This is a genomic window from Halorussus marinus (assembly GCF_004521895.1).
Classification (GTDB): Archaea; Halobacteriota; Halobacteria; order Halobacteriales; family Haladaptataceae; genus Halorussus; species Halorussus marinus.
Genome location: NZ_SBIR01000001.1, coordinates 268,511 through 292,478 on the forward strand (window position 1 = coordinate 268,511; position 23,968 = coordinate 292,478).

Below are 23,968 nucleotides of genomic sequence, written 5' to 3' on the forward strand. Positions count from 1 at the left end.
GACCGGCGTTAGGACTCGGGGGCGCCGACCGCGCCCGCCCGCCGGAAGTCGGCCGCCCCGACGTACTCGCCGTCCCGGACTAAGATCGCCTGCGCGTTGCCGAGCCCGACCGACTCGTCTTGGATCGCGTGGCCGAGCCCCGACAGCTCCTCGCGGACGCCTTCGGGGACGCCGTCCTCCCAGTAGAGCTCCGGGTCGTCGTCGGCGTAGATACGTGGCTCGGCGATCGCCTCGGCGAGCCCCATCCCGAACGTCGTCACGTTCTGAATTATCTGGGCGACCGTCGTGATGATGGTCGTGCCCCCGGGCGAGCCGACGGTCATGAACGGCTCGCCGTCGCGGAACACGATGGTCGGGCTCGTCGAGCTCAGCGGGCGCTTGTTCGGCCGGACCTCGTTCGGACCGCCCGGCGTGGCGTCGAAGTCGGTCAGCTCGTTGTTGAGCATGAACCCGTAGCCCGGCACCATCATCTTCGTCCCGAAGAACTGCTCGATGGTGCTCGTCCACGACACCATGTTGCCCTCGCTGTCGGCGGTCGTGAAGTGGGTCGTCTGGCCGCGATCGGCCGCCAGCGGCGTGGCTCGGTCGGGTCCGGGCCGGCCGGCGGCCGCCCCCGCTCGCGCCCCGGCGTCGCTCCGGGAGACCGCCAACAGCGCCGCCAGCATGCCGAGCACGGTCTCTGCGCTCTCGGCGTCGAGGCTCCGGGCCATCTCGGCCGGGTCGGCCACCAGCGGGCTGGTGCGGTAGGGCTCGCCGGGCTGGTAAGCCCACGGGTCGCCCGGCTCCCACGGCGGTTCGGTCGCCGTCGACAGCGAGATCTCGTCGCGGCGCTCGGCGAGGTACTCCTCGTCTAACAGTCCCTGCCACGGCGCGTCGGCGAACAGCTTGTCGCCCATGTACGCCCCGCGGTCGGCGTACGCCCGGTGGAACGCCTCGGCGAGCGCGTGGTACTTCTCGGTCGATCTGGGGCCGTACTCGCCGAGGTCGAAGCTCTCGACCAGCTTCAGGACGTGGCCGACCGTCAGCCCCCCGGAGCTGGGCAGTGACATCGTCCGGATCACCACGTCCTCGTACTCGACGTACTCGGGGTGGTCCATGGTGACGTTGTACGCCGCCAGATCGTTCGTGGTCATGGTCCCGCCGGTGTCCTGTACCGTCTCGGCGATGGCTTCGGCGATCTCGCCCCGATAGAACGCCTCGACCCCCTCGTCGCGGATCAGCTCGAGCGTGTCCGCGAGGTCGGGCTGGAGCAGCGAGTCGCCCGCCTCCAGGGGCTCGCCGCCGGGCGCGAACACCGACCGGGCGGCGTCGTTGAAGTTGTCGACCTCCTCGGCGATCACCTCCGCGAGGTACGCGTCGACCGTCGCTTCCCGGAAACCGGGCGACGCGAGGTCGATGGCCGGCTGGATCAACCGCTCGAGCGGCCGGGTGCCAAAGCGCTTGAGCGCCACGTCGATTGCCCGCAGGGTCCCCGGGACGCCGACGGCCTGACCGCTCATGTGGCGCTGGTCGAACGGGATCGGCTCGCCGTCCTCGCCGAGAAACATCTCCGGGTCGGCCCCGACCGGCGCGCGCTCGCGGTTGTCCACCGCGTAGGTCACGTCCTCGTCGGCCGAGTACACCAGCATGAACCCGCCGCCGCCGATGCCCGAGCCGTGCGGCTGGACCACGTTGAGCGCAAACTGGACCGCCACCGCCGCGTCGACCGCGTTGCCGCCGTCTTCGAGTACGTTGGTGCCGACCCGGGTCGCCTCCGGGTGGACCGACGACACCATTCCCTCGGCGCTGGTCGCGGTCGCGACCTCCTCGGCCTGCATCGCGCGCGGTCGGCCGTCGACCGCGCTCGCCCGTGCGGAGGCGGGCACCGCGCTCAGCCCCAGCGCGGCCGCCGACCCCAGCAAGAAGTCGCGTCGGTTCGTTCGCCCTGTTCGTTCGCGGTCGCGCTCCTCGGAGCGCGTGTCGTGTCCCCCCATAGTTACCTTGTCCCGTGCGAACGCACGGCACGAACCGGCTACTGTTAGTCGCCGCTTAACTCTAGGGGACGGCGAGCTGACCTGTCAGTCTATTTCGGCCCGGCCGCTGGTGGCGCTCCGGATGCGGTCTCTGAGCCCCGCGGCTTCGGCGACCGGAACCGTCACCGCGAACGACACCTCCGCCTCGTAGGTCGCCTCGAACTCGGCGTCCGCGCTCTCGAGGATCCCTCGGACGGTCCCCGAGTCGTCGTAGGCGACCGTCACCCCGAACTGTTCGCGCGGCCGGCGCTCGGCGATTCCGGCGTCCGCGAGCGCCTCCTTGACTCCACGGGAGTACGCGCGGGCTAACCCGCCGACCCCGAGGTTGGTCCCGCCGTAGTAGCGGGTCACGACCGCCGCGACGTTCTCGACGCCCTCCTGCTGGAGCACGTTCAGGGCGGGCTTGCCAGCCGACCCCGAGGGCTCGCCGTCGTCGTCGCCGTACTCCCGGAGGAGGTCGCCGTCCGCCCGAACCCGGTAGGCGGGGACGTTGTGGGTCGCGTCGGCGTGCTTCTCGCGGACCTCCGCGACGAACGCCTCGGCCGCCTCGCGGTCGGCGACGGGCCGGACTCGGCCGACGAACTCCGACCCCCTGATCTCGAAGGCGGCCCGACCCGACCCCGCCGCGGTGCGGAAGGTGTCGGGCGCGCCGGCGCGCTCGTCACCCATCGCTGGACCCCTCCGAAGTCGTCGGGCCGGGGCCGGGGCCCGACTCGTCGGCGTCGCCCGATTCCGCGGCACCGGGCTCCGCGACGCCGGGATTCGACCCCAGCGACTCGGCGGCCCGCACCTCTCGGGTGACGGTCTCGCCGTGGATCAGTTCCGGGAGGACGATCCGGGCGAGGTGGACCCCGAGCACGACCAGCATCGGGCCGAGAAAGAGCCCGTACCAGCCAAAGAGCATGGTGCCGCCGATGTACGCGAACACCATCAGCCCGCCGTGGACGTGCCGGCCGGCGATGTAGGGTCGAAGCACCGCCACCGGGAGGAGGTCCAACAGCACGAACGCCGCCGCGAAGAACGCGATCGGGAACCACAGCGCGTCCGGCCCCGGCCCGGTGGTCGCCCGGTACGCGAGCAGGAGTCCGACCGGCACGTAGACGATCTTGCCGACGACCAGCGGGACCAGCGTCGCCAGTCCGGTCAGCAACGCGAGCAGGGTCGGCACCGGCACGCCGACCCCCGACGGCGCGAGGAGGTCGAGGCCGTTGTAGACGCCCAGTCCGAGCGCGGTGACCGCGAAGACGGTCAGGACGTTGCCGACGTACACCTCGTGGAGGTCCTGATCGACCGCCGCCGCGTAGGCGTGGGCGGCCGACCCTTCGCCGCCGAACATATTCCGGAACCACGCCGCGATGCGGGCGTCCTCCCGGAGCAGGACGAACGACAACAAAAGCGACAGGAAGAAGTGAGACAGCCCGGTGGCGGCAGCCGCCAGCGTCCCCAGCACGGTCGAGAGCAACTGTCCGCCCGCCGACCCGGCCGATCCCGAGCCCAGCGCGGCCCGGAGGTCCTCGAACAGCGCGGTCGGCTGGTCGGGCGACCACGGCACCAGCCGGGCGAGCGCCCCATCGGTCCCGATCAGTTGGCTCAGCTCCTGAAATCCGACGGCAACCGCGAACCCGACCAGCCCGAGCACCGGGAGCGCGACCAGCACGACCGTCAGGTCCGCGGCGACGTCCGAGGAGAGCCGGCGGCGGAGCTGGCGGTCGAGCGGGCGCATCCCGTAGTAGAGAAAGACCCCGAACACCACGGTCCCGACGAACGACCAGACGACGAACCCGAGCGCGCCGACCATCGCGAGCGTGAACGCCCACCACGCGAGGCGCTCGCGGTCCTCCGGCACCAGCGTCATGGCCGGCGGTTGGTCGGCCAGCCCTAAATAGGACGCGCCGCCCGCCCGTCCCGGGCCCCGGCACCCGGCGCTCGACGGACTCGTCGATCCGGCCTACTCCAGTTCGATCTTCCGCACGAACCCGAGGTTCTTGAGTTCGTTGAGCACGTCGCCCGGGATGTCGGCGTCGGTGACGAGGTAGAGCCGCGGGTCGTCGGTGAACTCCGGGTCCTCGCTTATGGTCTGGCGGATCGAGATGTCGTGGTCGGCGAGCAGTCCCGTGACGGTCCCGACGATGCCCGACTCGTCGGCGTCGGTCACCTCGACGGTGAGCACCGTCAGGTCGAGCACGGGCGCCAGATCCATCAGACTCGGGATCGAGGAGATGTTCTGGAAGATGCGCCGGAGCTGTTCGTCCTCGAGGATGGCGTCGGTCGTCGAGTCGACGACCCGGCGGTCGACGTCGATCTCGCGGGCGATCTGGGTGTTTGGGATCTCGATGCTCCCCGAGACCACTCGTCCCTCGTCGCTGACCGAGAAGCCGCGTTCGAGCAGCAGTCGGATGACCGCCTGCTGGGAGGGGCTCCCCTCGAACTTCCGCATTATCTCGTCGAACATTGATTGGCGGATGATACGCGGTGACGGCTTTAGTGGTGTTGGGTTCCGCCGGGCGCTCGCATCGCTATAGCTGGCCCTTCGTGCTCGCGACGTCGCCGCGCCGGTCGTCGATCCGGGTCGCGTCGTCGAGCGCCCGTCCGACCCCCTTGAACAGCGCCTCGATCTCGTGGTGGGCGTTCTCGCCCGTCACGCCGAGGTGGAGGGTCAGTCCGGCGTTCATCGAGAGCGACCGGAAGAAGTGGCCGGCCATGTGGCTGGTCATCCCGCCGACGCCGGCCTGCGAGAAGTCGCCGTCGAACTCGAACAGCGGCCGGCCGCTCACGTCCACGACGACCTCGGCGACCGCCTCGTCGAGGGGCACCTTCCGGTCGGCGAAGCGCACGATCCCGCGCTTGTCGCCCAGCGCCTCCTCGAACGCCGTTCCGAGCGCGATCGCAACGTCCTCGACGGTGTGGTGGTCGTCGACGTCGAGGTCCCCGTCGCACCGCACCGTGAGATCGAACAGGCCGTGCTTGGCGAAGCTATCGAGCATGTGGTCGAAGAAGCCGACGCCGGTCTCGACCGTGGCGTCGCCGTCGCCGTCCACGTCGAGGATCACCTCGATGTCGGTCTCGGCGGTCTCGCGGGTCACCGCCGCGGTTCGGTCGCTCATGGTCGACAATTCGGGCCGAGACACAAGGCCGTTGCCCTCCGCGTGCGACCCGCGTCGTCGGCGAACCGCGGACGCGTGGTACCCGGAACGGGGCGCCCGCCCTAGATCGAGTTCGCCGCTTCGAGCGTGAACTCCCCCTCGTAGAGCGCTGTCCCGACGACGACGGCGGCCGCCCCGGCGTCCCGGAGCGCGGCCACGTCGTCGAGGGTCGCGACGCCGCCCGAGGCGACGACCGGGATCTCGACCGCCTCGACCACCGCGCGGACCCGGTCGGTCTGGACGCCCGCGAGTCGTCCCTCGACGTCCACGTCGGTGAACAGGATCGCGCCCGCGCCCAGCTCCTCGTAGCGGGCCGCCGCCTCGGCGGGGTCGAGCCCCGTTCCCTCGGTCCACCCCGAGACGACGACCTCGCCGTCTTTCGCGTCGAGGCTGACGGTCACCGACCCGGGGTACGCCGCCGAGATCTCCGCGACGATCTCGGGGTTCTCGACCGCCGCCGTCCCGAGGATGACCCGATCGACCCCGCGGTCGAGTAGGCCGATCGCGTCGTCGGCGGTCCGGATGCCGCCCCCGAGCTGGACGGAAACGTCGACCGCCTCGCGGATGCGCTCGACCGCGTCGGCGTTCGCGCGTTCGCCGTCGAACGCGCCGTCGAGGTCGACGAGGTGGAGGGTCTCGGCGCCTCGATCGACCCACTCGCGGGCGGCCTCGACCGGGTCGCCGTAGGTCTTCTCGGTGCCGCGCTCGCCCTGTACCAACTGGACGACCTCGCCGTCCTGCATGTCGACGGCCGGGACGACCTCGAACTCGGGGAAAGCTGTCATGGCCGGGTGTTGGTCGGACGGCGGTTAAACGCTGACTCTTCGGGCGAGCGCCGCGTCCGACCGCCCCGCGGGACACTTCGACGTATTTTTACGCCCAATCGCCCTTCTGTTCCGTATGGCAGACTTTCAGGTCGTCGTCGCGGACCCCGACTCCGGGACGACATTCCAGCGCGACGTGGACGGACAGGACGCCAACCGGTTCCTCGGCAAATCCATCGGCGAGGACGTCGACGGCGGCGCGGTCGGCCTCGACGGCTACAGCGTCGAGATCACCGGCGGCTCCGACGAGGCGGGTCGACCGATGCGCGGCGACGTGTCCGGTCCGGACCTGAAGGAGGTCCTCCTCGACGGCGGCACGGGCTACGCGCCCTCCCGAGACGGCGAGCGCCGGCGCGTGACCGTCCGCGGCGGCGAGGTCAGCGAGTCGGTCGTCCAGATCAACGCCAAGATCAGCGAGCGCGGCGACACCGCCGTCGAGGAACTCCTCGGCGAGGGCGACGACGAAGACGCCGAGTAACGCTCGACCGCAGGCGTTTTCTCCCGACCGACCGTACCCCGCCCCAGCGATCGCTATGGCCGACCGCATCTCCAGCGACCACTCCTCGGTCCCGACCGTCCGGGCGACGCTCGTCCGGAGCGGTGGGCTCGACCGCCCGAAAGTAGAGATTCCGAACGACGAGGCCGACCGATTTCCGGACGGCGACCTCGTGCGCGTCGTCGCCGGCGACACCGAGTACCGCGCTCGGATCGAGGCGCCGCTGACCGGCGAGGGCCGGGAGCTCCGCGGGCTGTACGACACCCCCCGGCTCGCGCGCAACCCCGGCGAGGCCGACAACCGCCTCGAATCGTGGGTCGCGGACACCGGCGTGGAGTTCGGCCAGTCGGTGCTGGTCGACGTGATCGAGCCCGGGTTCAAGTACGGCCTGCGCGAGCCGGGAAAGCGGGTGTTCTACGACGCGACCGAGTCGCCCGACGAGGGGCTCTCGGACATCGCCGAGCAGTTAGACGGGTAGGGTCGTTCCGGCGGGCCCGTCGGCCATCGGACAGATAACGCCCGACGGTGAACGTCGGGTAGAATGGCCGAGGCAGACCGCGACTCGCTGACCGAGATCAGCGACACCATCGACCGCCCGGACCGGGGGACGCTACGGGCCGCGCTGTTCGCGCTCAAGCGATGGCTGTTGCTCGACGCGAACCGGTGGACGGTCGTCGGGCTGTTGACCGGCTCGGTGTTCGTGCTGACGGTGCTGGTCGGCACCTTCGGACCGGTCTCGGCCCAGCGATTTCTCGCCCGCGGCACGTCGCCGGGCTCGGTGCTGGTCGAGCTGATGAAGACCATCGTCTCGGTCGTCACCATCGTGCTCTCGATCAATCAGCTCGCGCTCTCGCCCGAGCTCGGGCCGGTCGGCGACCAGCGCGAGCGCCTGGCCGACACGATGGAGCTCAGACGCGACAGCGAGGACCTCCTCGACCGGCCGACCAGCCCGCTCGCGCCGGGTCAGTACCTCGACGACCTCGTCTCGGCGCTCAGAGAGCAAGGGCTCGAACTCGCGGCGTCGGTCGACGGCTCCCCGGAGCTCCAGTCGGAACTCGCGTCGTTCGCCCGGGAGCTCGCCGCCGAGGCCGACGGCGTGAACGACGAGCTCGCCGAGGCGACGTTCGGCGAGTTCGAGGCGGTCGCCGCGGTCATGGATCTCGACACCTCCGGGAAGATCGAGCGACTGCGCCGCGTTCGGATCGAGTACGACGACAAACTCGGCGACGACGAGCGGGCGGCGATCGAGGAGATGGTCGACACCATCGAGCTGTTCGTCACCGCGCGGGGCTTCCTGAAGACCACGTACGTCCGCACCGAGTACATCAACTTCTCGCGGGCGTTGCTCTACGTCGGGCTCCCCACGCTGTTTGTCACCTACCTCGCCACCCAGATATACGATCCCGGCGTGTTCCCCGGCGCGACGCTCGGCGTCGAGAACAGGCTGTGGTTCGTCGCCGCCGCGACCACGGTGTCTCTGATCCCGTTCGCCACGCTGGTGTCGTACGTCGGGCGGCTGGCGACCGTCTCCCAGTCGACGCTGTTCATGGGGCCGTTCGTCGCCGGGGCCGAGCGCGACGGCGATTAGTCGTCGGCCGGCTCCATCTCGTGGCCGCAGTGGGGACACTCGAGTTCGTCGTGGCGGAGCTGTTCGCTGGCCGACTGGACTTCCCGCATCACCGACGAGATGCGGTCCTCGGCCTCTAGCTCCTCCTCGACCGAGAGGTCGACGCCCTCGACTTCGAGCAGGAACTTCGCGACCTCGGTCACCTCGTACATCGTGTCGTCGAGCTCCTCGGCGGTGAAGAACCCGGACATCGCCCCGTAGAGGAAGGTGGCGCCGGCCTGCTTTACCTTCTCCTCGAAGCTCGCCCGGGCCTGATTGACCGCTTGCGGGGTGTAGGTGTCGGTCATGAACGGGACCAGTTCCGGGAGGTTCTCGCCGATCTTGGTCATCTCGACGCCGGTCTCGGTCCGGAAGTCCGCACAGAGCCGGGCGATGGCCCACTCGCGGGCGGTGATGTACGTCCGATCTCGGAGGAACTCGTTGACCCGGTCGTACTCCGCACCGTCCATCTTCTTGAACCGCTCGTACTTGCGGACTTCGTCGGGGACGTCGCCGCCCTCGGCCGAGCCGTCGGCGACAGAGGCGTCGGCCTGCCCGTCGTCTGTCTCCGGGGCGTCGACCGCCCCGGTGTCGGCGTCCTGGTGGTCGTTCTCGGTCGGACGCGGTCGGTCGTCTGCCATGGATCTCGCTTGCGGTGGGAGGTGGAAAAGCGTATCGTCTGTGGGGATCGCCAGCCCGGACGCTCGCACAACTGTTTTCACTGATGCCCGGGTTTGGTCGAGTATGAACCTCCTGCTCGGCATCGGCGGAAGCGAGGACTCGATCCGCGCGTTAGAGAAGACGGTCGAGCGCGCGAAGACGGCCGGCGACGAACTCACGGTCGCGATCGTCGACAACCCCGAGAGCGACCGCACGCCCGAGGGCATCGAGACGCGGGTCCGAGACACCCTCGAAGACGCCGACTTCTCGGCGACGGTACGACACGTCTCGGGCGATCCCGGGAGCGAACTCGTCGACCTCGCCGAGCGGGAGGGGTTCGACCAGATCGCGCTCGGCGGCGGCCAGCGGAGCCCGATGGGGAAGATACAACTGGGCCACATCGCGGAGTTCGTCCTGCTGAACTCCCCGGTGACGGTGACTCTGGTTCGATGAACGGATCCGAACGCGAGTACCCCGACGCGTCCGCGGGCTCGTTCCCCGAGCCGCCGCTGTCTTTCACCGACCGCGAGGACCGCGAGATCGAGGTCCGGCCCTACGAGGACGGCGACCTCGAATCGGTCGTGGCGATGTACGTCGACTTCGACTCGGCCGACCGCGCGCAGGGCATCCCGCCGGCGACCGAGTCGCGGGTCCGGGACTGGTTCGACGCGCTGCTCGACGGCCTGAACGTGGTGGCGTGGCACGGCGACCGCGCGGTCGGTCACGCCACTCTCGTGCCGGGCGACGACGCCGACCACGAACTCGCCATCTTCGTCCATCAGGACTACCAGCGCGCGGGCATCGGCTCGAAGCTCCTCCGCGGCCTGCTGGGTCACGGGGGGGCCAACGGCGTCGAGAAGGTGTGGCTCACCGTCGAGCGGTGGAACCGCGCCGCGATCGGGCTCTACGAGTCGGTCGGCTTCGAGACCTGTAGCTCCGAGAGCTTCGAGCGGGAGATGGCGCTGCGACTCTAAACGACCGTTTCTGCGGGCGGCGCACGAACGCGCCGCTCTTGCAAACCGTTGCTGAAAAACACGGCGCCGCCCCCTCTTTCGCGACCTCGCGTCGCTCGCGGTGGGATTGCCGGTGCGTCGGGGAAAAGACCGAGCGTGCGAACGCGTCTTCCTCAGACCGACAGCACGGGCTGGCTCGCGTACAGCAACACGTACTCGGCGGCCTTTTCGAGCACCTCGCCGGGCTCGCCGCTCACCGGCTCGCGCGGGATCACGAGGAAGTCGGCGTCGAGGTCGTCGGCGGTGTCGAGGATCGCGCTCCCGGGGTGTTGGGTCTTGCGCGTGGTCGAGAAGCCGTACGCGTTGGAGGTCGAGAGCTCCACGCCGTACTCCTCGGCGAGGTCCCCGACCGTCTCCATGAACGCCTCGGTCTCCGAGAGCACCTCCTCCTCGGCGACGGTCCCGGTCTCGATCCCCCGGACGAACTCCTCGCCGAGGACGTACATCGCGTGGACCGAGGCGCCGTACGTCTCGGCGACCGCGGCGGCGTACTCGGCGGCCTCGACCGACTCGTCGCTTCCGTCGACCGGGACGAGGACGGTTTCGACTGCGAGCGGCGGTTCGGTCATACGACTACGTGTGTGGCCCCCCGGGAAAAATCTTCGTTCGCGCGCCGGCCGAAGGCGCGCCCCGAACCGGCGGGCCGGTCCCGGCGACTCACCGAACTTTAAGAGGCGTCCGACGGTAGAGGCGGACATGATAGACACGGTCGTCATCGCCACCGACGGCTCCGAGAGCGTCCGACGGGCCGTCGAGGTCGCGCTCGACTTCGCCGAGCGGTTCGACGCCGCGGTCCACGCGCTGTACGTCGTCGACGAAGGGGAGGTCGGCTCCTCGCCCGAGGAACTGCGAGACGAACTGCGGACCGCGCTCGAGTCCCAGTCGGAGGCGGCGCTCGCGCAGGTTCGGGACCACGCCGACCGCGAGATCGAGACCGCGGTTCGGGAGGGCCATCCCGCGCCCGAGATCACCGAGTACGCCCGCGAGAACGACGCCGACGTCGTCGCGACCGGCACCCGCGGGCGCCACGGCGAGAACCGCTTTCTCATCGGGAGCGTCGCCGAGCGAGTCGTCCGGTCGTGTCCGGTTCCGGTGCTCACCGTCCGCCAACTCGCCGAGGAGTGACCGGCCCGGAACCGGGGATTCTTTCGTGTCGGGCGCCCAGAGGAGGGTATGAAAGACTGGGTCATCGACGACGACGCCCTGCCCATCGAGCGCAAATCGATCCTGCCGGGCGAGGGGTTTTTCGTCCCCGATTCGATCGAAGACGAAAGAGAGGACGCCGAGGCCGAGGCGGCGCTCACCGGCGCCGACGTGGCGGTCGTGGCCGACCCCGACGCCGACGGGCTCGCCTGTACCGCGCTCGTCCGAGAAGTGTACGGCGACGCGGCGCTCGTCGACGCCGGCCCCCACGACCTCGACGAGGCGCTCGAACGCGTCGCCGAGTACGCCGAACCCGACGCGCGCGTGTTCGTCTGTGACCTCTGTCCCGACGCCTACGACGACGTCGGGGCGCCCCTGGAGACGCTGGTCGAGCGATCGGGGTCGGTCCGGTGGTTCGACCACCACCAGTGGGACGACGCGGTCGCCGAGGCGGTCCGCGAGGCGGGCGTCGACCTCGTCGTCGGCGACAGCGACGAGGAGTGTACCGCCGACGTGGCGCTCCGGTCGCTCGACTACGAGTTCCCCGAGTACCTCGCCGAACTCGCGGCGGTCACCCGCGACCACGACCTCTGGCTCCGCGAGGACCCACGGAGCGACGATCTGGCGGACTTCTCCTACTGGTCGGACCCCGAGGAGTACATCGAGGCGGTCGCCGAGCACGGAGCGGACCTCCCGCCGGAGATCGAGGAGTTCCTCGCCGAACAGCGCGTCGAGAAGGAAGCCCTCATCGAGAAGGCGGTCGAGCGCGCCGACGTCGAGGAAGTCGGGCCGTGGACGATCGGGGTGACCTACGGTCGGTGCTCCCAGAACGAGGTCGCCGAGGCGCTCCGCCAGCAGGGGACCGACGCCGCGGTCGTGGTCAAGCCCTCCGGGAGCGCCTCGATCCGGGGCACCGACGCCTTCGAGCGCGCCCACGAGGTCGCAGGGCAGGTCAACGGCGGCGGCCACCCGAAGGCCGCCGGGTGCAAGCCCGACATCTACGACGACATGCTCGACTACGCCCACCACTGGACCACCCGCGGCGCGGTCGCCAAGCAGGTGATCGTCGACGCGTTCCGAAATCTGGAGTACGACGAGCCCGACTCGGACGACGAGCGAGCGGACGCCGAGGGCGCCGGGGAATGACGACGCTGGACGCCATCGACGCCGGGAAGCCGATCGTCGGCATGATCCACCTCCCGGCGCTACCGGGCGCCCCGGGGTTCGACGGCGACTTCGAGGCGGTCCGGTCGGCCGCCCTGCGGGACGCCCGTCGGCTCGCGGCCGGCGGCGTCGACGCTCTCATGGTCGAGAACTTCGGGGACGCACCGTTCTACCCCGACGACGTGCCCAAGCACGTCGTGGCGTCGATGACTCGGCTCGCGACCGAGATCCGCGAGGCCGTCGACCGCCCGCTCGGGGTGAACGTCCTGCGAAACGACGCCGAGGCGGCCCTCTCGGTCGCGACCGCGGCGGGCGCGGCGTTCGTCAGGGTCAACGTCCACGTCGGCGCGCGGGTCACCGATCAGGGCGTCGTCGAGGGGCGGGCCCACGAGACGATGCGCCTGCGCGAGCGCCTCGACGCTGACGTGGCCGTGCTCGCCGATCTGGACGTGAAACATTCAGCGCCGTTGGCGAGGCGCCACGCGCCTCGGACTGCGAGCGGGGAGCGCCCGCTCGACGCCGAAGCCGTCGCCGAGCCGATCGAGCGCGGGCTCGCGGCCGGCGTCGTCGTCAGCGGCGCGGGCACGGGCCACGCCGTCGCGGGCGAGCACCTCGCGGCGGTGGCGGCGGCCCGCGACGAGCGGGGGCTCGACGCCCCGGTGTTCGTCGGGAGCGGAACGACCGTCGAGAACGTCGCCGACCTGCTCGCGACCGCCGACGGCGCCATCGTCGGCACCGCGCTGAAGGTCGACGGCGAGACGACCGCGCCGGTCGACGAGGAGCGCGTCGCGCGGCTGGTCGCGGCCGCCGACGAGGTCCGTTAGCTCGATTCGAGGAACGCCTCGACGTCCCGGGCGGTCGGCAGGCCGCCGCGGGCGGTCTCGGCGGTGCAGTTGAGCGCCGCGGTCGCGGCCGCGAACCGGCCGGCCGCCGCGGGCGGTCGCCCGTCGAGTAGCCACGCGTGTATCAGCCCCGCGGTGAACGCGTCGCCCGCGCCCGTGGTGTCGACGGTCTCGACGTCGAACGCCGGGATCTCGCTCACCGACTCGCCGTCGAACAGGAGCGCGCCCGCCTCGCCCCGCGTGATCGCGGCCCGCGGGACCCCGCGATCGCGGAGCTCGGCTATCGCCGCTCGCGGACCGACTCCGAGATACGACCGGACGGACACCTCGTTGGCGACGAACAGGTCGCAGGCCGAACAGAGCGAGTCGATGGTCGCCCGACGAGTCGCCCGGCCGTCGAGCTCCGCGAGCGGTCCCGAGAGATCGAAGACCAGCGGCGGGAGCCCGCCAGACCCCGCGGCGTCGGCGAGCGCGGCGGTCACCCGGTCGGGCGCGTACGCGCTGGTGAAGACGAGGTCCGACCGCCTGAGGTACGCACGATCGGCGGCGTCGAGTCGGAGCTTCGGGACGCTCTGGCCGCCCGCGACGATCATGCGCTCGCCGTCGGGGTCGCGCAGAATCAGCGAGTAGGAGGTCGATTCGTCGCCCCGGACGATCCGGCTCGCGTCGACGCCGCGCTCGCGGAGGGCCGCGAGCACGCGGTCGCCGGCCTCGTCGTCGCCGACCCGCGAGACCACGCCGGTCTCGCGCCCGAGTTCGGCGAGCGCGGCCGCGACGTTCGCCGCGACGCCGCCCGTCGCGGTCGTCTCCTCGCGGACGAACGCGCCGCCGTCGGGTTCCGGGAGGTTCGAGAGCCCGTAGAGCCTGTCGAGGACCGCGCTCCCGACCGCGATCGCGTCGAAATCGCTCATTGGGAGAGAGGGGCGCCCCGCCGTGAAACGGCTTTCGGGAGCCGGCGGCTCAGACGCCCTCGAAGTCGGTCCGGACCTCGCCGTCCCGGTCGAGGTCGACGACCGCGTCGAACAACCCCATGAACTTCTCGACGTGCTCCTCGTCGTGGACCCCCTTCGAGAGGTGGAACAGCGCGACCGCGTCGTGGTCGTCGAGCAGGTCGAGCAGTTCTCGGATCAGGTCCCGCACCCGGGCCTCGTCGGCGTAGTAGGCCATCTCGGTGATCGAGTCGAGGCTGATCCGGCGCTTGCCGTCGGTCGACTCGAGGAACTCGCGGGCGATCTCGAGGATGCCCTCGAGGTCGTCGGGCGACGAGACGTAGTGGACGTTGTCGGTGCTCCGTCGGGAGTAGCCCCGCTCGATGCTCAGGGTGTCGAGGATCTCGGCGCGCTCCTCGTCGACGTCGTAGTGGTCGAGTTTCTGTTTGACCTCCCGGGCGGTCGTGCGGGTCGAGATGACGAGAAAGTGATCGGTGTCGGTCTTGAGAAAGTCGGTGTCGATTCGGTCGGTTTCGCCGGTACTCGGGTGCAGAAGGAGGATCCCCGTGCCACCGGGAATCGATTCGGGGGCGTTTTCGACGGCGAGTCGATAGTCCATACCGACCGATAATACGGGGCGAGGACTTAAGACTGCGGGTGCGCCGCCGGGGAGTTCGCGGTCAGAAGACGCTGTCGGCGGTGGCCGCCCCGACCACGCTGAACACCGCGCCGACGCTGATCGCCTTGAGGGTCGTGGCGACCGTCTCCATCGACGGCCCGGCGTCGTAGGTCGGTTCGAGGAAGGTGCCGGGCGCGCCGAACGACAGCGAGAGGATCGCGACCGACCCGTACGAGACCAGCATGAGCGAGACGAAACGGGTGGGGACGCCCGCGACCTCCGCCTCTCGGTCGGGATCGCGGTCGTCGTCGGCCTTGTAGAGGGCGCCGTAGCCGATCAGAAAGACGATCAGCACCGTCGACAGCGACTGGAGGACCGTCATGTCGCCGGCGAGCGACCAGACCTCCTCGGTGACGACGAACGGCCCCGCGAGCAGGAATCCGCCGACCAGTTGCTGTGCGGAGTCCGCGAGCGCGAACCGCTTTTTCGAGCCGACCATACCGCCAGCGACACACCCCATAAGTAAAAGGGACGCGCTCGGCGGCGTCTCCCGGCCAGCGCGCTCGGCCCGAATCGCCGCCGGCCGTCACTCGGCGGTGGCGGCCGCTTCGAGGTCGTAGCTCACGCCGGTCAGTTCCTCGGAGACCGACCAGAGGCGCTCGGCGCGCCGACGGTCGTACGAGCGGTCGCTCGACTGCTGGACGGTCGGCGCACCCCGCATGTCGAACAGTCCGCCGGGGCCGACGTACTCACCGCCCTCAATCGCCGGGGCGGTCGCGGCGTACAGCATCGGGAGCGCGCCCGCCTCGGCCGGCTGGGCGAACGCCGCGTTCGCGGCCTTCATCGCCACCAACCGGAGCCGCGAGCCCGCCATCTCGGGGCCGCGGCGCTGGAGGTCCGTGTCGGCGTACCCCGGATGACACGCGACGCTCGCGACGTCCGCGCCCGCCCGGTCGAGCCGGCGCTGAAGCTCGTAGGCGAACAGCACGTTCGCGAGCTTGCTCTGGGCGTAGGCGTCCCACTCGTCGTAATCGTCCTCGCCCTGCAGGTCCGCGAAGTCGATCTCGCCGCGCTCGTGGACGCCCGAGCTCTGGGTGACGACGCGGGCCTCGCCGTCGGCCGCCCGCAGGCTATCGAGGAGCAGTCCCGTCAGCGCGAAGTGGCCGAGGTGGTTGACGCCGAACTGAGTCTCGAAGCCGTCTGCGGTCTCGCGTCGAGGGATCGCCATCACGCCCGCGTTGTTACAGAGGACGTCGAGTCCGTCGTGGGTCGCCCCGAACTCATCGGCGAACGACCGGACGGAGTCGAGGTCCGCGAGGTCGAGCGCCGCCACGTCGAGCGACCCCCGGAGGTCGCCGTCCCGGAGTTCGCGTCTCGCCGCCTCGCCGCGGTCGGTGCTCCGACACGCCATGACGACGTCGGCGCCCTTCCGGGCGAAGACGCGGGTCGCCTCGTAGCCGAGCCCGGTGTTCGCGCCGGTGACGACCACGGTTCGGTCGTCCAGTTCCGGAACGTCGTCCGCCGTCCACGCCGAGTCGCTCGTGGTGACCATACGTAGCGTCCCGTCGGCAGACAGTTAGGGCTACTGCCGGCCGGTCGCGTCGGACTCGACCACGTACCCTCGACAGTCGGGACAGAGGACGGGCGCCGCCTCGTCGAACGTCTCGCCACAGAGCGTACAGACGTACCCGCCGCTCGATTCGCCTCGGAACCGCACCCGAAGTCTGTCGAAGATCCCCATTCTCGTCCGACCGAGGACGGCGACCGACATAGCGGTTGGTGACCGTCGCGCGGGTAATCCCGGATTCCGCGACCGGACCGGGCGTAACGGCTCCATAACCCCCGCGCCACCGATCGAGAGAGCCCCGACGCGACCCACGGCTTTTTGCGTTCGGCACCCGAGGCTTCGAGCGATGACCGAAGACGGAGGCGGCCCCCCGACCGACCGCGAGTCGCCGGTGGGCCAGCCGGTAGTCAGGGGCGACGAGAGCGTCACGGGCCAGCGCGCCGACCGGGCCAAGGCGTTCGACCCGGACGAGGAGGCGAGCCTCGCGGAGGCCGCCGACACCGCGCGGCGCTTCGCCCAGAACACCGCGGGCGGCGAGGACAACGTCTTCATGCTCCGGGGCGCGGCCGCCTGCGCCGCGCTGGTCCGGGGTGTCGGTTCGTACAAGGGCGCCGCCGACCGCGCGGGCGGGGAGGTCACGGTCGCGTTCGTCCGGAAGTGGGCCAGAGTCCACGACCTCCCCCGGTCGATCCGGCGGTACGTCGCGATGGGCCACGTCGCACCCACCGCCGCCAAGCACATCGCGCGGGTCGACGGCGAGGATCGGTTCCTGCTCGCGTGGGCCGTGCTCGACGGCGATCTCACGGTCCGGGAGGTCCGGGCGATCGCGAGCGAGATCAACCGCGGGACGCCGGTCGCCGACGCGCTCGCGGACCGCGACGTGACCCTCGGCGAACTCACGCTGGCGCTCCCGGCCGACACCTACCGGGAGCTCCGGCGGGCGGCCGCGCTGAACGACGCGGAGCCGGCCGACGTGGTCGCGAGCGCGCTCGACGAGTACCTCTCCTGAGGCCCGCAGTCTCTACCGTAAGAACTCCCGGGCGGCCGCGACCAGCACGTCGCCGGCGGTCAGCACCTCCGCCCACTCGATGTGTTCGTCGGGGAAGTGGGCCTGCTCGACGGTGCCCGGTCCGAACATCACCGCGGGCACGCCGGCCTCGATGTAGTGGCGGGCGTCCGCGCCGTAGGTCGCGCCCCGGGGCTCGGCGTCCCCGAGCCCGTGGGCGTCCATCGCGCGCTGGACCGCCCGGACGACGGGCTCGTCGGGCGAGATCTCGGAGGGCTCGAACTGGACCGAGAACCGCTCGAACGTCGGCGGGTGTTCGACCAGCCACTCGTCGTCGGCGACGACCGACGCGAGGCGCTCCTCGAACTGGGCTTCGACCTCGCGTACCGTCTCGCCGGGCGCCACGCCCAGTCGCATCTCGGCGGTGAGCTCCGCGGGCACCGAGGAGGCCCAGCTCCCGGCGTCGACGGTGCCGACGACGACCGGCCACGGGACCGGGAAGTCCTCGTAGAGCGGGTGGGTCACCGACTCGCCGCGCTCGGCTTCGAGGTCGGCGAACGCCCGCCGGATCGCCTCGAACTTCGGGAGCACGTCGACGCCCTCCCACCGCGAGGCCGCGTGGGCCGACCGCCCGGTGAGGCAGAGCCGTTTCATCACCGACCCCTCGGAGGCCACGATGGGTCGCAGTTCGGTCGGCTCGGCGATGATCGCGGCGTCGCGCTCGAACGGATAGGGGTTCGAGTGCGCGGCCGCGGCCGCCCCGATACCGCCCTCCTCCTCGCCCACGACGCTCTCGACGACGACCCGGCCGTCGAGGTCGGTCGCCGTCTCGCCGAGATGTTTCGCGACGAACACGCAGGTCGCGAGCCCGGTCTTCATGTCCGCGGCCCCACGCGCGACGAGCCGCTCGTCGCCGTCCGAGCCGCGCCAGACCGGCTCGAAGGGGTCGCTCGACCACGACTCGCGGGCCGCCGGCACCACGTCGACGTGCCCGTTCAACACGAGCGTGGGGCCCGCCTCGGGATCGCCGAGCTCCAGCACGCCGCCGACGCTGGGTCGGTCTTCGACCGGAATCGCGTCGGGATCGTCCGGGAACGACTGGTGGCCGGCCAGCGCCTCGGCGTCGGCGGTCCACTCGTAGGTCTCGAAGCCCAGTTCGTCGAGTCGGTCGCGGACCCACCGCTGGGCGGGCGCTTCGGCCCCGCCGGTCGTGTCGAATCGGAGGAGTCGTTCAGTGAAGGCTCGGAGTTCGGCGTCGCGTTCCTCGGCGAAGTCGCTCATGGGTGGGATAACCAAGGTAGGGGGTGTAAAGCTTCCGGGAAGAGTAAGCTTCTCTTGGTACGAACTATCGCATTGGATAGCACTGCGTGGCTAACGAAAGTAAACGTTTAACCCGTATCGCCCGCAAGCGAGTAATGTGGGCTGGTAGCTCAGTTAGGCAGAGCGTCTGGCTTTTAACCAGACGGTCAGGGGTTCAAATCCCTTCCAGCCCGCTTTTACGACCAACGAACGCGGGTAGCGACGCGACTCGGAGAGTACTGAATCGGCGTCGGAAGCGAAGCCGAATGACCGTGGTTCAGATCCCCCTTGACTCGTCTTCTCGCCCGTCGGAAACGCTACGAGCGAATACGTTCGGCCTCTCGGTCCCTACTCCTCGCCGCCGGCCACCCACTTGTCGGCGTAGGCGGTCCCGCACTCGCAGTACGCGTAGGCGTGGATCACGTCGCCCTCGCCGTAGAGGCCGCCGACGTCCTCGTTTTGCGCCTCGGCGAACGCGAAGATGAACGTCGGGTCGGCGTCGCACTCGGGGCAGTCCCCGCCCGCGAGGTCGCGGTCGACGTCGCCGTCGGTGCCCATCGCTCGCTTGGCGAACCCCATCGCGTCCATGTCGGTCGCGGTCTTGAACACGCTCCGGCCCCGGTCGCCCTCGACGACGAGGACGGTTCCCCGTTCGACGGTCTCGCCGTGGTCGGCCAGTCCGCCGTCGCCCGAGACGAACGAGTCGGCGAGGTAGAGCGCCACGTCCTCGGGGCGCTCGCCCGCTAGGAACTGCTCGCGCTTGCTCATACCTCCCGTAGCGAGGTGAGCGGGAAAAGGCTCGCGTTCTCGGGCGGCGACGGCGCTCGCGAACGTGGGGTCGGCAGGAATGGTGGACGGCGGTCGACGGTCGTCGCGGTCTCGCAGTCCGAGCAAGGCGACGAGAGCCGATAGTGGCGGGTCGACGACCGGACGCCGATGTCACAGACGAGCACTCGATCGTTCGAAGGCGGTACGACAGTCGGCGACGCGCCGACACGTCTTCGTATGCCGGGGAGCGACATAACCGGGACTCTTCGCGCAATATTCTCGACGGACGGGCTGGAAGCTGTTCGTTTGCACAACGATCGGACGATACTCGCCACAAAGAGTGTCGGAGATACAGGAGAATAGCGAACTTCGTGTCCGAACTTCAACTTCGGACGTTCTCGCCGACGGGGTCGCCGAACGTCCCCGAATCGTACACCACGTTCCCGCGGACCATCGTGAGTTCGGGGAACACGCCGGCCATCCCCTCGAAGGGGGTCCACCCGCACTTCGAGTGGAGGTCCTCGCCGCGGATCTCCCGGTTCTCGTCGGGGTCGACGAGCACGAGGTCGGCCATCAGGCCCTCCTCGATGCGTCCTTTCCGAGTGAGCCCCAGCACGTCGGCGGGGTTCGCCGCGGTCAGGTCCCGGACGCGCTCGTAGCTCAGCCGCCCCGCTCGGGCCTGCTCTAACAGGAGCGGGAGCATCGTCTCGACGCCCGGCACGCCGCTCGGCGCGTCCCACACGCCGGCGTCTTTCTCCTCGCGGGTGTGGGGCGCGTGGTCGGTCGCCACGATGTCGACCGTCCCGTCGGCGACGCGCTCGAAGAGTGCCTCCCGGCGGTCCTCGCTCCGGAGCGGCGGGTTCATCCGGCCGAACGCCTCGAGATCGTCGTAGTCGTCTCGCGAGAGCAACAGGTGGTGGGGCGTCACCTCGCAGGTCGCGTCCCGCTCTTTGGCGGCGTCGACGCCCTCGGGCGTGCTGGTGTGGGCGATGTGGATGCGTGCGTCGGCCTCGGCGCCGATCTCGCAGGCGCGCTCGACCGCGGCGGCCTCCGCCTCGGGAGTGCGGTAGGCGCTCCACGCGTCGTAGTCGTCCGCGTCGCGCTCGGTCGCGTCGGCCGAGAACAGGTCGGCGTCCTCGGCGTGGACGGTCACCACGCGGTACTCGTCGGTCGCGCGCTCGACCGCCTCGGCGAACAGCGCCTCGTCGATCCCCATCTCGCCGGTCGAATCCGCCAGAAACACCTCGCCGAGCGCGAGGAGGGGCCGATCGAACAGCGCGTCGGGGTCCCAGTCGGGGGTGACCCCGCCGTTGATGCCGTAGTCGACGTACGACTTCGCGGCGAGGTCGGCCTTCTCGTCGTAGCTCGGGCCGTCGACGGTCGGCGGGTCGGTGTTGGGCTGGTCGACGACGGTCGTCACCCCGCCCGCGGCCGCGGACTTGCTCCCGGTCTCCCACGTCTCCTTGTGGGAGAACCCGGGCTCGCGGAAGTGGACGTGGGCGTCGATCGCGCCCGGCAGGAGGAGCTTCCCGTCGGCGTCGATCACCTCGCCCGCCTCGGTGAGCGTCGAGCCGACGGCGGCGATGCGCCCCGCCGACGTGTCGATTCGGACGTCGCACTCGCGGCCGTCGGCGAGCGTCGCGTTCCGGATAGTGAGCATTCTCGGTCTGAGCATCCCGGGCGAGCGCCCTAAGCTTCCCGATTTGGGCTCCCGACGGACGGTGTCTGTGTCTCTGGTGCCCCGAAGTGCCAGCGTCGTCTGCTCGGCGCCCGACGGCCGGCCGTGCCGGCGAGCGAAGGGGCGGGTCGAACGCCCGGCTCAGGCGCTGGCGGCGTCCTCGCGCTCGCCCACGCGGACCACCTCCGTCTCCCGGTCGCCAACCAGTAACGCCTCGATCGTCCGGGCCACCTCGTCGGGATCGCCGGTGCCGCCGGCGTCGGCGACGCTCCCGACCGAGTCGGGGTCGAAGGGAACGCCGAGCGCGGCGTAGACCGGATCGAGCACGTCAGCGATCTCCTCGCGGTCCCGGACGACGACGACCCCCGAGACCAGCGCGGCGTTCTTCCGGACGCGCTGGGCGATGCCGACGAGCTTGCCCTCACACTGCAGCGAGTAGTCGCCCGCACAGAAGCTCGCCTCGGGCTCGCCGCGCCGCGCCGGGACGCCGAGCTTCCAGAGGGCGCGCTGGATCGCCCGGGTCGCCTCGTCGTAGCGTTCGTCCATCCCGACCCGCATGTCCGCCAGCGGGACCGCCGTCGCGAACGCGACCGTGTTGCCGGTGTAGGCGACCGCCCGGCCGCCGACCGACCGCTCGACCGGATCGAACTCACAACCGCGGGCGACCCGCTTTGCGACGTCGTAGTCGTCGCTCCGCGAGTCGCGGCGACCGAACGCGATCTGGCGGTGGGGTCGCCACGCCCGGACCGCGGGGTCGCCCGACTCGGCGGTGCGTTCGAGCATCGCGGCGGTGGCGTCGCGGTCGGCGACCGGCGAGTCGGCCCGTCCGCGGAGTACGCGCATGGCGGGGGGTTGCATCCGGAGTACCTAAATCCTCCGGGCTTCGAGACACGAACGATGGTCACGCTTCCCGCGGCGACCCTCGAACTGTTCCCGCGGTTCTCGCTGTACAACTCGCCGTACGTCGCCCACGAAGAGGGGTGTGCGATCGACCTCTACCCCCAGTCGGACGACCGACCGGGCGACGACGCTCCGAGCCCGGTCGCGGGCGAGGTCGTCGCCACCCGGACGGTCTCGGCGCCGCCCAAGCCGTACGCGGTCGAGCACGACTACCTCGTGGTGATAGACACCGGCACCCACCTCGCCCGGATCCTCCACGTCGAGCCGGCGGTCGAACCGGGCGAGGCGGTGGCGGTCGGCGACTCGCTCGGCGAGATGGTGCGGTCTGGCTTTTTCGCGCCGTGGGTCGACAACCACGTCCACCTCGGCTTCCGCGAGCGCGACGCGAACCCCCACCGGGCCTCGGGGTCGCTCTCGGTCGACGCGGCGGTCGACCCGGTCGCCGTCGCGTGGGACGGGACCGGTCGGGTCGCCGAGCGCGCCGACACCTACGTGGTCCTCGACGCCCCCGACCACCCCGCGCCGGGCGAGCGGTTCGCGGGGATCGGGGGGTGCGTCGCGGCGAGCGAGGCGGATGGAGGCTCCTCGGGCGGGGACCCCGAGCCCGACGGCGTCCTCGACGGCGGCCTCCCTCACTACGACGGCGGCGGGCTCCTCGGCGACGCCTCGGGTCCCGTCTCGCTCGCGGGCCGGCCCGTGGGCGTCGCCGACGGCCGGACGGTCGCGTGGGACGACGTGACCGTGCTGGCGAACGGGACGCCGATCACGGGCGTCTCGCTGTTCTGCTCGCGCCGGGCGTCGTTCGGCGCGAAGCTGGTGTGTCCCGACGCCGACTTCGAGGTCGGCGAGCGCGTCGCGGTGACCGTGACGCGCGGTCGGTAGCCGGCGCCCGCGTCAGAACGGCCCCGACTCGGTCGTCGGCCGGGTGTACCACAGCGCCCAGAGAATCAACACCCCCTGCAGTGGGAGCCGTCCCCAGCGGACGAGCTCCGAGGGGTCGCCGCCGCCCGGCATCCCCTCGACGACGACACCGTGGGTCGCCATGTAGACGTTCGCCGGAAAGACGGCGACGAGGAGCGCGACGGTTCCCCACGCCGCGAGCCGCCGGGTCCGGGGGATCGCGAGCCCGACCCCGACGGCTATCTCCGCGAGCCCGGAGAGATAGACGAGCGCGAGCGCCGCCGGGAACACCGGCGGCACGATCTGGACGTACAACTCCGGGACGACGAAGTGTAGCACGCCCGCGAGGACGTACGCCGACGCCATCAGGTACAACAGCGGGCGCTTGAGCCGTTGGAGAAGTCGGTTCACCGTCGGCGGTTGCGCTCACAGCGGTGAAACAGTTTCGCTCTCTCGCCGGGGTCGGACACGCTACGTGGCGACCCGGACGCGCTCGAAGCCGTGGTGGGACGGCGGGGGTCTCGCTCGACGACGAATATTATTGAAAAATTTTATGTTGCGTTGCGAACGCCGAGTAACCGTACCATGTCACGGACGGTGAGCGTAGTCTCCGGACTGTACGACGCGGTACTCAGACCGGCGGCGCTCGTCGAGGCGCGCACCGTCCGACAGCGACAGGGGTCGCTGTTGACCCAACTAGGTCAGCTCCGGCGGCTGTTGGTGGTCTACGTGATCAACCTCGCGGCGTACGCCGGACCGTTGACCCTCGCGGGCTTCGGGCGCCAGAACGTTCCCGCGATGCCCGCGTGGTTCGGCGGCTCGCTCGGCGGCGTCGGCGGTCCCGAGACGTGGCAACTCCTGTTCGGGTTCGCCCAGAACTCGCTGTTCCTGCTGGCCGCGACTGGACTCACACTGCTGAGCGTCCACGTCTCGATGGTGGTCACGCTCCAGTCGAACGGCTTCCTCCGGACCGCGTACGCGGTCATCTACTCCACGAGCGCGTACCTCGCCGGTATCTTCACCGTCGTCTGGTACCTCTCGACCGCCGAGGGCGTGGCCGCCGCTCGCACCCTCGTCGTCGATTTCCAGAAGGCGTTCATCTACGCGGTCATCGACTGGTTCGGCGCGGGCCTGGGGCTCCCGGGCGGTCGTCCCGGCGCGCTCGAACTCGGGCAGTTGTCCCCGCACGGCCAGTCGGTGCTCGCGGTCCTCGTCGTCCTCGTCGCGTACTACCTCTACTCGCTGTATCTCGGCGCGCGCCTCAACCACGGGGCCGACCGCATCAAGGGCCTGCTGGTGGTCCTCGCGGTGGTCGCCTCGCCGGTCCTCTACATCTCCGCGTCGATACTCGCGTACACCACGCCGGCCATCCCGACGCTGTAACTCTTCCATTCACGCA

The 23,968-nt window shown here is 70.5% G+C and carries 29 protein-coding genes and 1 tRNA gene; 12 read left to right on the forward strand and 18 right to left on the reverse strand.

The genetic code is table 11. From position 1 onward, the window contains the following. Positions 1-8: 8 nt before the first annotated feature. The 6 genes from EPL04_RS01220 to hisA form a co-directional block, all read right to left on the reverse strand. Positions 9-1,973 carry a gamma-glutamyltransferase family protein gene (locus EPL04_RS01220; protein WP_134668665.1) on the reverse strand — a complete coding sequence of 655 codons (1,965 nt, stop codon included), beginning with the start codon at positions 1,971-1,973 and terminating at the stop codon, positions 9-11. 84 nt (positions 1,974-2,057) lie between these two features. Beyond that, positions 2,058-2,681 carry an IMPACT family protein gene (locus tag EPL04_RS01225; RefSeq protein ID WP_134668666.1) on the reverse strand — a complete coding sequence of 208 codons (624 nt, stop codon included), beginning with the start codon at positions 2,679-2,681 and terminating at the stop codon, positions 2,058-2,060. Beyond that, a complete protein-coding gene (locus EPL04_RS01230) occupies positions 2,674-3,867 on the reverse strand; it encodes an AI-2E family transporter (protein ID WP_134668668.1) in 1,194 nt (397 codons plus the stop codon). The genes EPL04_RS01225 and EPL04_RS01230 overlap by 8 nt, the downstream gene beginning before the upstream one ends. A 93-nt stretch (positions 3,868-3,960) precedes the next feature. Beyond that, complete coding sequence (locus EPL04_RS01235; RefSeq protein WP_134668670.1) at positions 3,961-4,464, reverse strand: amino acid-binding protein; 504 nt, start codon at positions 4,462-4,464, stop codon at positions 3,961-3,963. A 64-nt stretch (positions 4,465-4,528) separates the two neighbouring features. Next, complete coding sequence (gene hisB / locus EPL04_RS01240) at positions 4,529-5,116, reverse strand: imidazoleglycerol-phosphate dehydratase HisB (protein WP_134668671.1); 588 nt, start codon at positions 5,114-5,116, stop codon at positions 4,529-4,531. A gap of 101 nt (positions 5,117-5,217) precedes the next feature. Next, positions 5,218-5,940, reverse strand: coding sequence for a 1-(5-phosphoribosyl)-5-[(5-phosphoribosylamino)methylideneamino]imidazole-4-carboxamide isomerase (gene hisA / locus EPL04_RS01245; RefSeq protein WP_134668673.1), 723 nt, complete (start codon positions 5,938-5,940; stop codon positions 5,218-5,220). A 115-nt stretch (positions 5,941-6,055) separates the two neighbouring features. Between hisA and EPL04_RS01250 the strand changes: the two genes are divergently transcribed. The 3 genes from EPL04_RS01250 (at position 6,056) to EPL04_RS01260 (ending at position 8,063) form a co-directional block, all read left to right on the forward strand. Beyond that, positions 6,056-6,457 carry a 30S ribosomal protein S6e gene (locus EPL04_RS01250; protein WP_134668675.1) on the forward strand — a complete coding sequence of 134 codons (402 nt, stop codon included), beginning with the start codon at positions 6,056-6,058 and terminating at the stop codon, positions 6,455-6,457. Positions 6,458-6,512: 55 nt separating this feature from the next. Next, on the forward strand, positions 6,513-6,953 hold the full coding sequence (locus EPL04_RS01255; RefSeq protein WP_134668677.1) for a DUF7112 family protein: 441 nt from the start codon (positions 6,513-6,515) through the stop codon (positions 6,951-6,953). 63 nt (positions 6,954-7,016) lie between these two features. Beyond that, the gene (locus EPL04_RS01260; protein ID WP_134668678.1) at positions 7,017-8,063 is read left to right on the forward strand and encodes a hypothetical protein; all 1,047 of its coding nucleotides are present in this window, start codon (positions 7,017-7,019) and stop codon (positions 8,061-8,063) included. Here EPL04_RS01260 and EPL04_RS01265 read toward each other — a convergent pair. Beyond that, complete coding sequence (locus EPL04_RS01265; protein ID WP_245154510.1) at positions 8,060-8,722, reverse strand: DUF5806 family protein; 663 nt, start codon at positions 8,720-8,722, stop codon at positions 8,060-8,062. The two genes, EPL04_RS01260 and EPL04_RS01265, sit on opposite strands and share 4 nt — an antisense overlap. Before the next feature lie 103 nt (positions 8,723-8,825). Between EPL04_RS01265 and EPL04_RS01270 the strand changes: the two genes are divergently transcribed. Together EPL04_RS01270 and EPL04_RS01275 are read left to right on the forward strand one after the other, a co-directional pair. Beyond that, the gene (locus EPL04_RS01270) at positions 8,826-9,194 is read left to right on the forward strand and encodes a universal stress protein (RefSeq protein WP_134668682.1); all 369 of its coding nucleotides are present in this window, start codon (positions 8,826-8,828) and stop codon (positions 9,192-9,194) included. Beyond that, on the forward strand, positions 9,191-9,715 hold the full coding sequence (locus EPL04_RS01275; RefSeq protein ID WP_134668684.1) for a GNAT family N-acetyltransferase: 525 nt from the start codon (positions 9,191-9,193) through the stop codon (positions 9,713-9,715). The genes EPL04_RS01270 and EPL04_RS01275 overlap by 4 nt, the downstream gene beginning before the upstream one ends. 152 nt (positions 9,716-9,867) lie before the next feature. On the opposite strand, the gene EPL04_RS01280 is transcribed toward EPL04_RS01275, so the two are convergent. Then, positions 9,868-10,323: a universal stress protein gene (locus EPL04_RS01280; RefSeq protein WP_134668686.1), complete on the reverse strand. Its 456-nt coding sequence runs from the start codon at positions 10,321-10,323 to the stop codon at positions 9,868-9,870. Between the two features lie 127 nt (positions 10,324-10,450). Here EPL04_RS01280 and EPL04_RS01285 point away from each other — a divergent pair, with 127 nt between their 5' ends. The 3 genes from EPL04_RS01285 to EPL04_RS01295 are packed head-to-tail and all read left to right on the forward strand — an operon-like array spanning position 10,451 to position 12,885. After that, positions 10,451-10,879: a universal stress protein gene (locus EPL04_RS01285; protein WP_134668688.1), complete on the forward strand. Its 429-nt coding sequence runs from the start codon at positions 10,451-10,453 to the stop codon at positions 10,877-10,879. A gap of 48 nt (positions 10,880-10,927) precedes the next feature. After that, positions 10,928-12,043, forward strand: a complete 1,116-nt coding sequence (locus EPL04_RS01290; RefSeq protein WP_134668690.1) for a DHH family phosphoesterase — start codon at positions 10,928-10,930, stop codon at positions 12,041-12,043. Next, a complete protein-coding gene (locus EPL04_RS01295; RefSeq protein WP_134668692.1) occupies positions 12,040-12,885 on the forward strand; it encodes a BtpA/SgcQ family protein in 846 nt (281 codons plus the stop codon). Before EPL04_RS01290 ends, EPL04_RS01295 begins: the two co-directional genes overlap by 4 nt. Here the strand turns inward: EPL04_RS01295 and EPL04_RS01300 are convergent. The 5 genes from EPL04_RS01300 to EPL04_RS18535 form a co-directional block, all read right to left on the reverse strand. Further along, positions 12,882-13,814 (reverse strand): carbohydrate kinase family protein, encoded by a 933-nt coding sequence (locus tag EPL04_RS01300; protein WP_134668694.1) that lies wholly within the window; start codon positions 13,812-13,814, stop codon positions 12,882-12,884. The genes EPL04_RS01295 and EPL04_RS01300 overlap by 4 nt on opposite strands. Before the next feature lie 49 nt (positions 13,815-13,863). Then, the gene (locus tag EPL04_RS01305; RefSeq protein WP_134668695.1) at positions 13,864-14,451 is read right to left on the reverse strand and encodes a DUF7090 family protein; all 588 of its coding nucleotides are present in this window, start codon (positions 14,449-14,451) and stop codon (positions 13,864-13,866) included. A gap of 61 nt (positions 14,452-14,512) precedes the next feature. Continuing rightward, the gene (locus EPL04_RS01310; RefSeq protein ID WP_134668697.1) at positions 14,513-14,950 is read right to left on the reverse strand and encodes a DUF2391 family protein; all 438 of its coding nucleotides are present in this window, start codon (positions 14,948-14,950) and stop codon (positions 14,513-14,515) included. An 87-nt stretch (positions 14,951-15,037) separates the two neighbouring features. Next, on the reverse strand, positions 15,038-16,003 hold the full coding sequence (locus EPL04_RS01315; RefSeq protein WP_134668699.1) for an oxidoreductase: 966 nt from the start codon (positions 16,001-16,003) through the stop codon (positions 15,038-15,040). Between the two features lie 30 nt (positions 16,004-16,033). Next, positions 16,034-16,192: a hypothetical protein gene (locus EPL04_RS18535; RefSeq protein WP_167599386.1), complete on the reverse strand. Its 159-nt coding sequence runs from the start codon at positions 16,190-16,192 to the stop codon at positions 16,034-16,036. Between the two features lie 172 nt (positions 16,193-16,364). Here EPL04_RS18535 and EPL04_RS01320 point away from each other — a divergent pair, with 172 nt between their 5' ends. Next, the gene (locus EPL04_RS01320; RefSeq protein WP_134668700.1) at positions 16,365-17,027 is read left to right on the forward strand and encodes a DUF7119 family protein; all 663 of its coding nucleotides are present in this window, start codon (positions 16,365-16,367) and stop codon (positions 17,025-17,027) included. A 12-nt stretch (positions 17,028-17,039) separates the two neighbouring features. On the opposite strand, the gene EPL04_RS01325 is transcribed toward EPL04_RS01320, so the two are convergent. Continuing rightward, positions 17,040-18,305, reverse strand: coding sequence for a M20/M25/M40 family metallo-hydrolase (locus EPL04_RS01325; RefSeq protein ID WP_134668702.1), 1,266 nt, complete (start codon positions 18,303-18,305; stop codon positions 17,040-17,042). A gap of 138 nt (positions 18,306-18,443) precedes the next feature. Here EPL04_RS01325 and EPL04_RS01330 point away from each other — a divergent pair. Then, a tRNA-Lys gene (locus EPL04_RS01330) sits at positions 18,444-18,517 on the forward strand. A gap of 154 nt (positions 18,518-18,671) precedes the next feature. Here EPL04_RS01330 and EPL04_RS01335 read toward each other — a convergent pair. The 3 genes from EPL04_RS01335 to EPL04_RS01345 form a co-directional block, all read right to left on the reverse strand. Then, positions 18,672-19,091 carry a DUF5807 family protein gene (locus EPL04_RS01335; protein WP_134668704.1) on the reverse strand — a complete coding sequence of 140 codons (420 nt, stop codon included), beginning with the start codon at positions 19,089-19,091 and terminating at the stop codon, positions 18,672-18,674. Positions 19,092-19,473: 382 nt separating this feature from the next. Continuing rightward, complete coding sequence (locus tag EPL04_RS01340) at positions 19,474-20,751, reverse strand: dihydroorotase (protein WP_134669010.1); 1,278 nt, start codon at positions 20,749-20,751, stop codon at positions 19,474-19,476. 159 nt (positions 20,752-20,910) lie between these two features. Continuing rightward, on the reverse strand, positions 20,911-21,612 hold the full coding sequence (locus EPL04_RS01345) for a lipoate--protein ligase family protein (RefSeq protein ID WP_134668705.1): 702 nt from the start codon (positions 21,610-21,612) through the stop codon (positions 20,911-20,913). Positions 21,613-21,666: 54 nt separating this feature from the next. Here EPL04_RS01345 and EPL04_RS01350 point away from each other — a divergent pair, with 54 nt between their 5' ends. Next, positions 21,667-22,551 carry a hypothetical protein gene (locus EPL04_RS01350; RefSeq protein ID WP_134668707.1) on the forward strand — a complete coding sequence of 295 codons (885 nt, stop codon included), beginning with the start codon at positions 21,667-21,669 and terminating at the stop codon, positions 22,549-22,551. 12 nt (positions 22,552-22,563) lie between these two features. On the opposite strand, the gene EPL04_RS01355 is transcribed toward EPL04_RS01350, so the two are convergent. Next, positions 22,564-22,935, reverse strand: coding sequence for a DoxX family protein (locus EPL04_RS01355; RefSeq protein WP_134669012.1), 372 nt, complete (start codon positions 22,933-22,935; stop codon positions 22,564-22,566). Between the two features lie 219 nt (positions 22,936-23,154). Here EPL04_RS01355 and EPL04_RS01360 point away from each other — a divergent pair, with 219 nt between their 5' ends. Continuing rightward, the gene (locus EPL04_RS01360) at positions 23,155-23,952 is read left to right on the forward strand and encodes a hypothetical protein (RefSeq protein ID WP_134668709.1); all 798 of its coding nucleotides are present in this window, start codon (positions 23,155-23,157) and stop codon (positions 23,950-23,952) included. Positions 23,953-23,968: the final 16 nt, after the last annotated feature.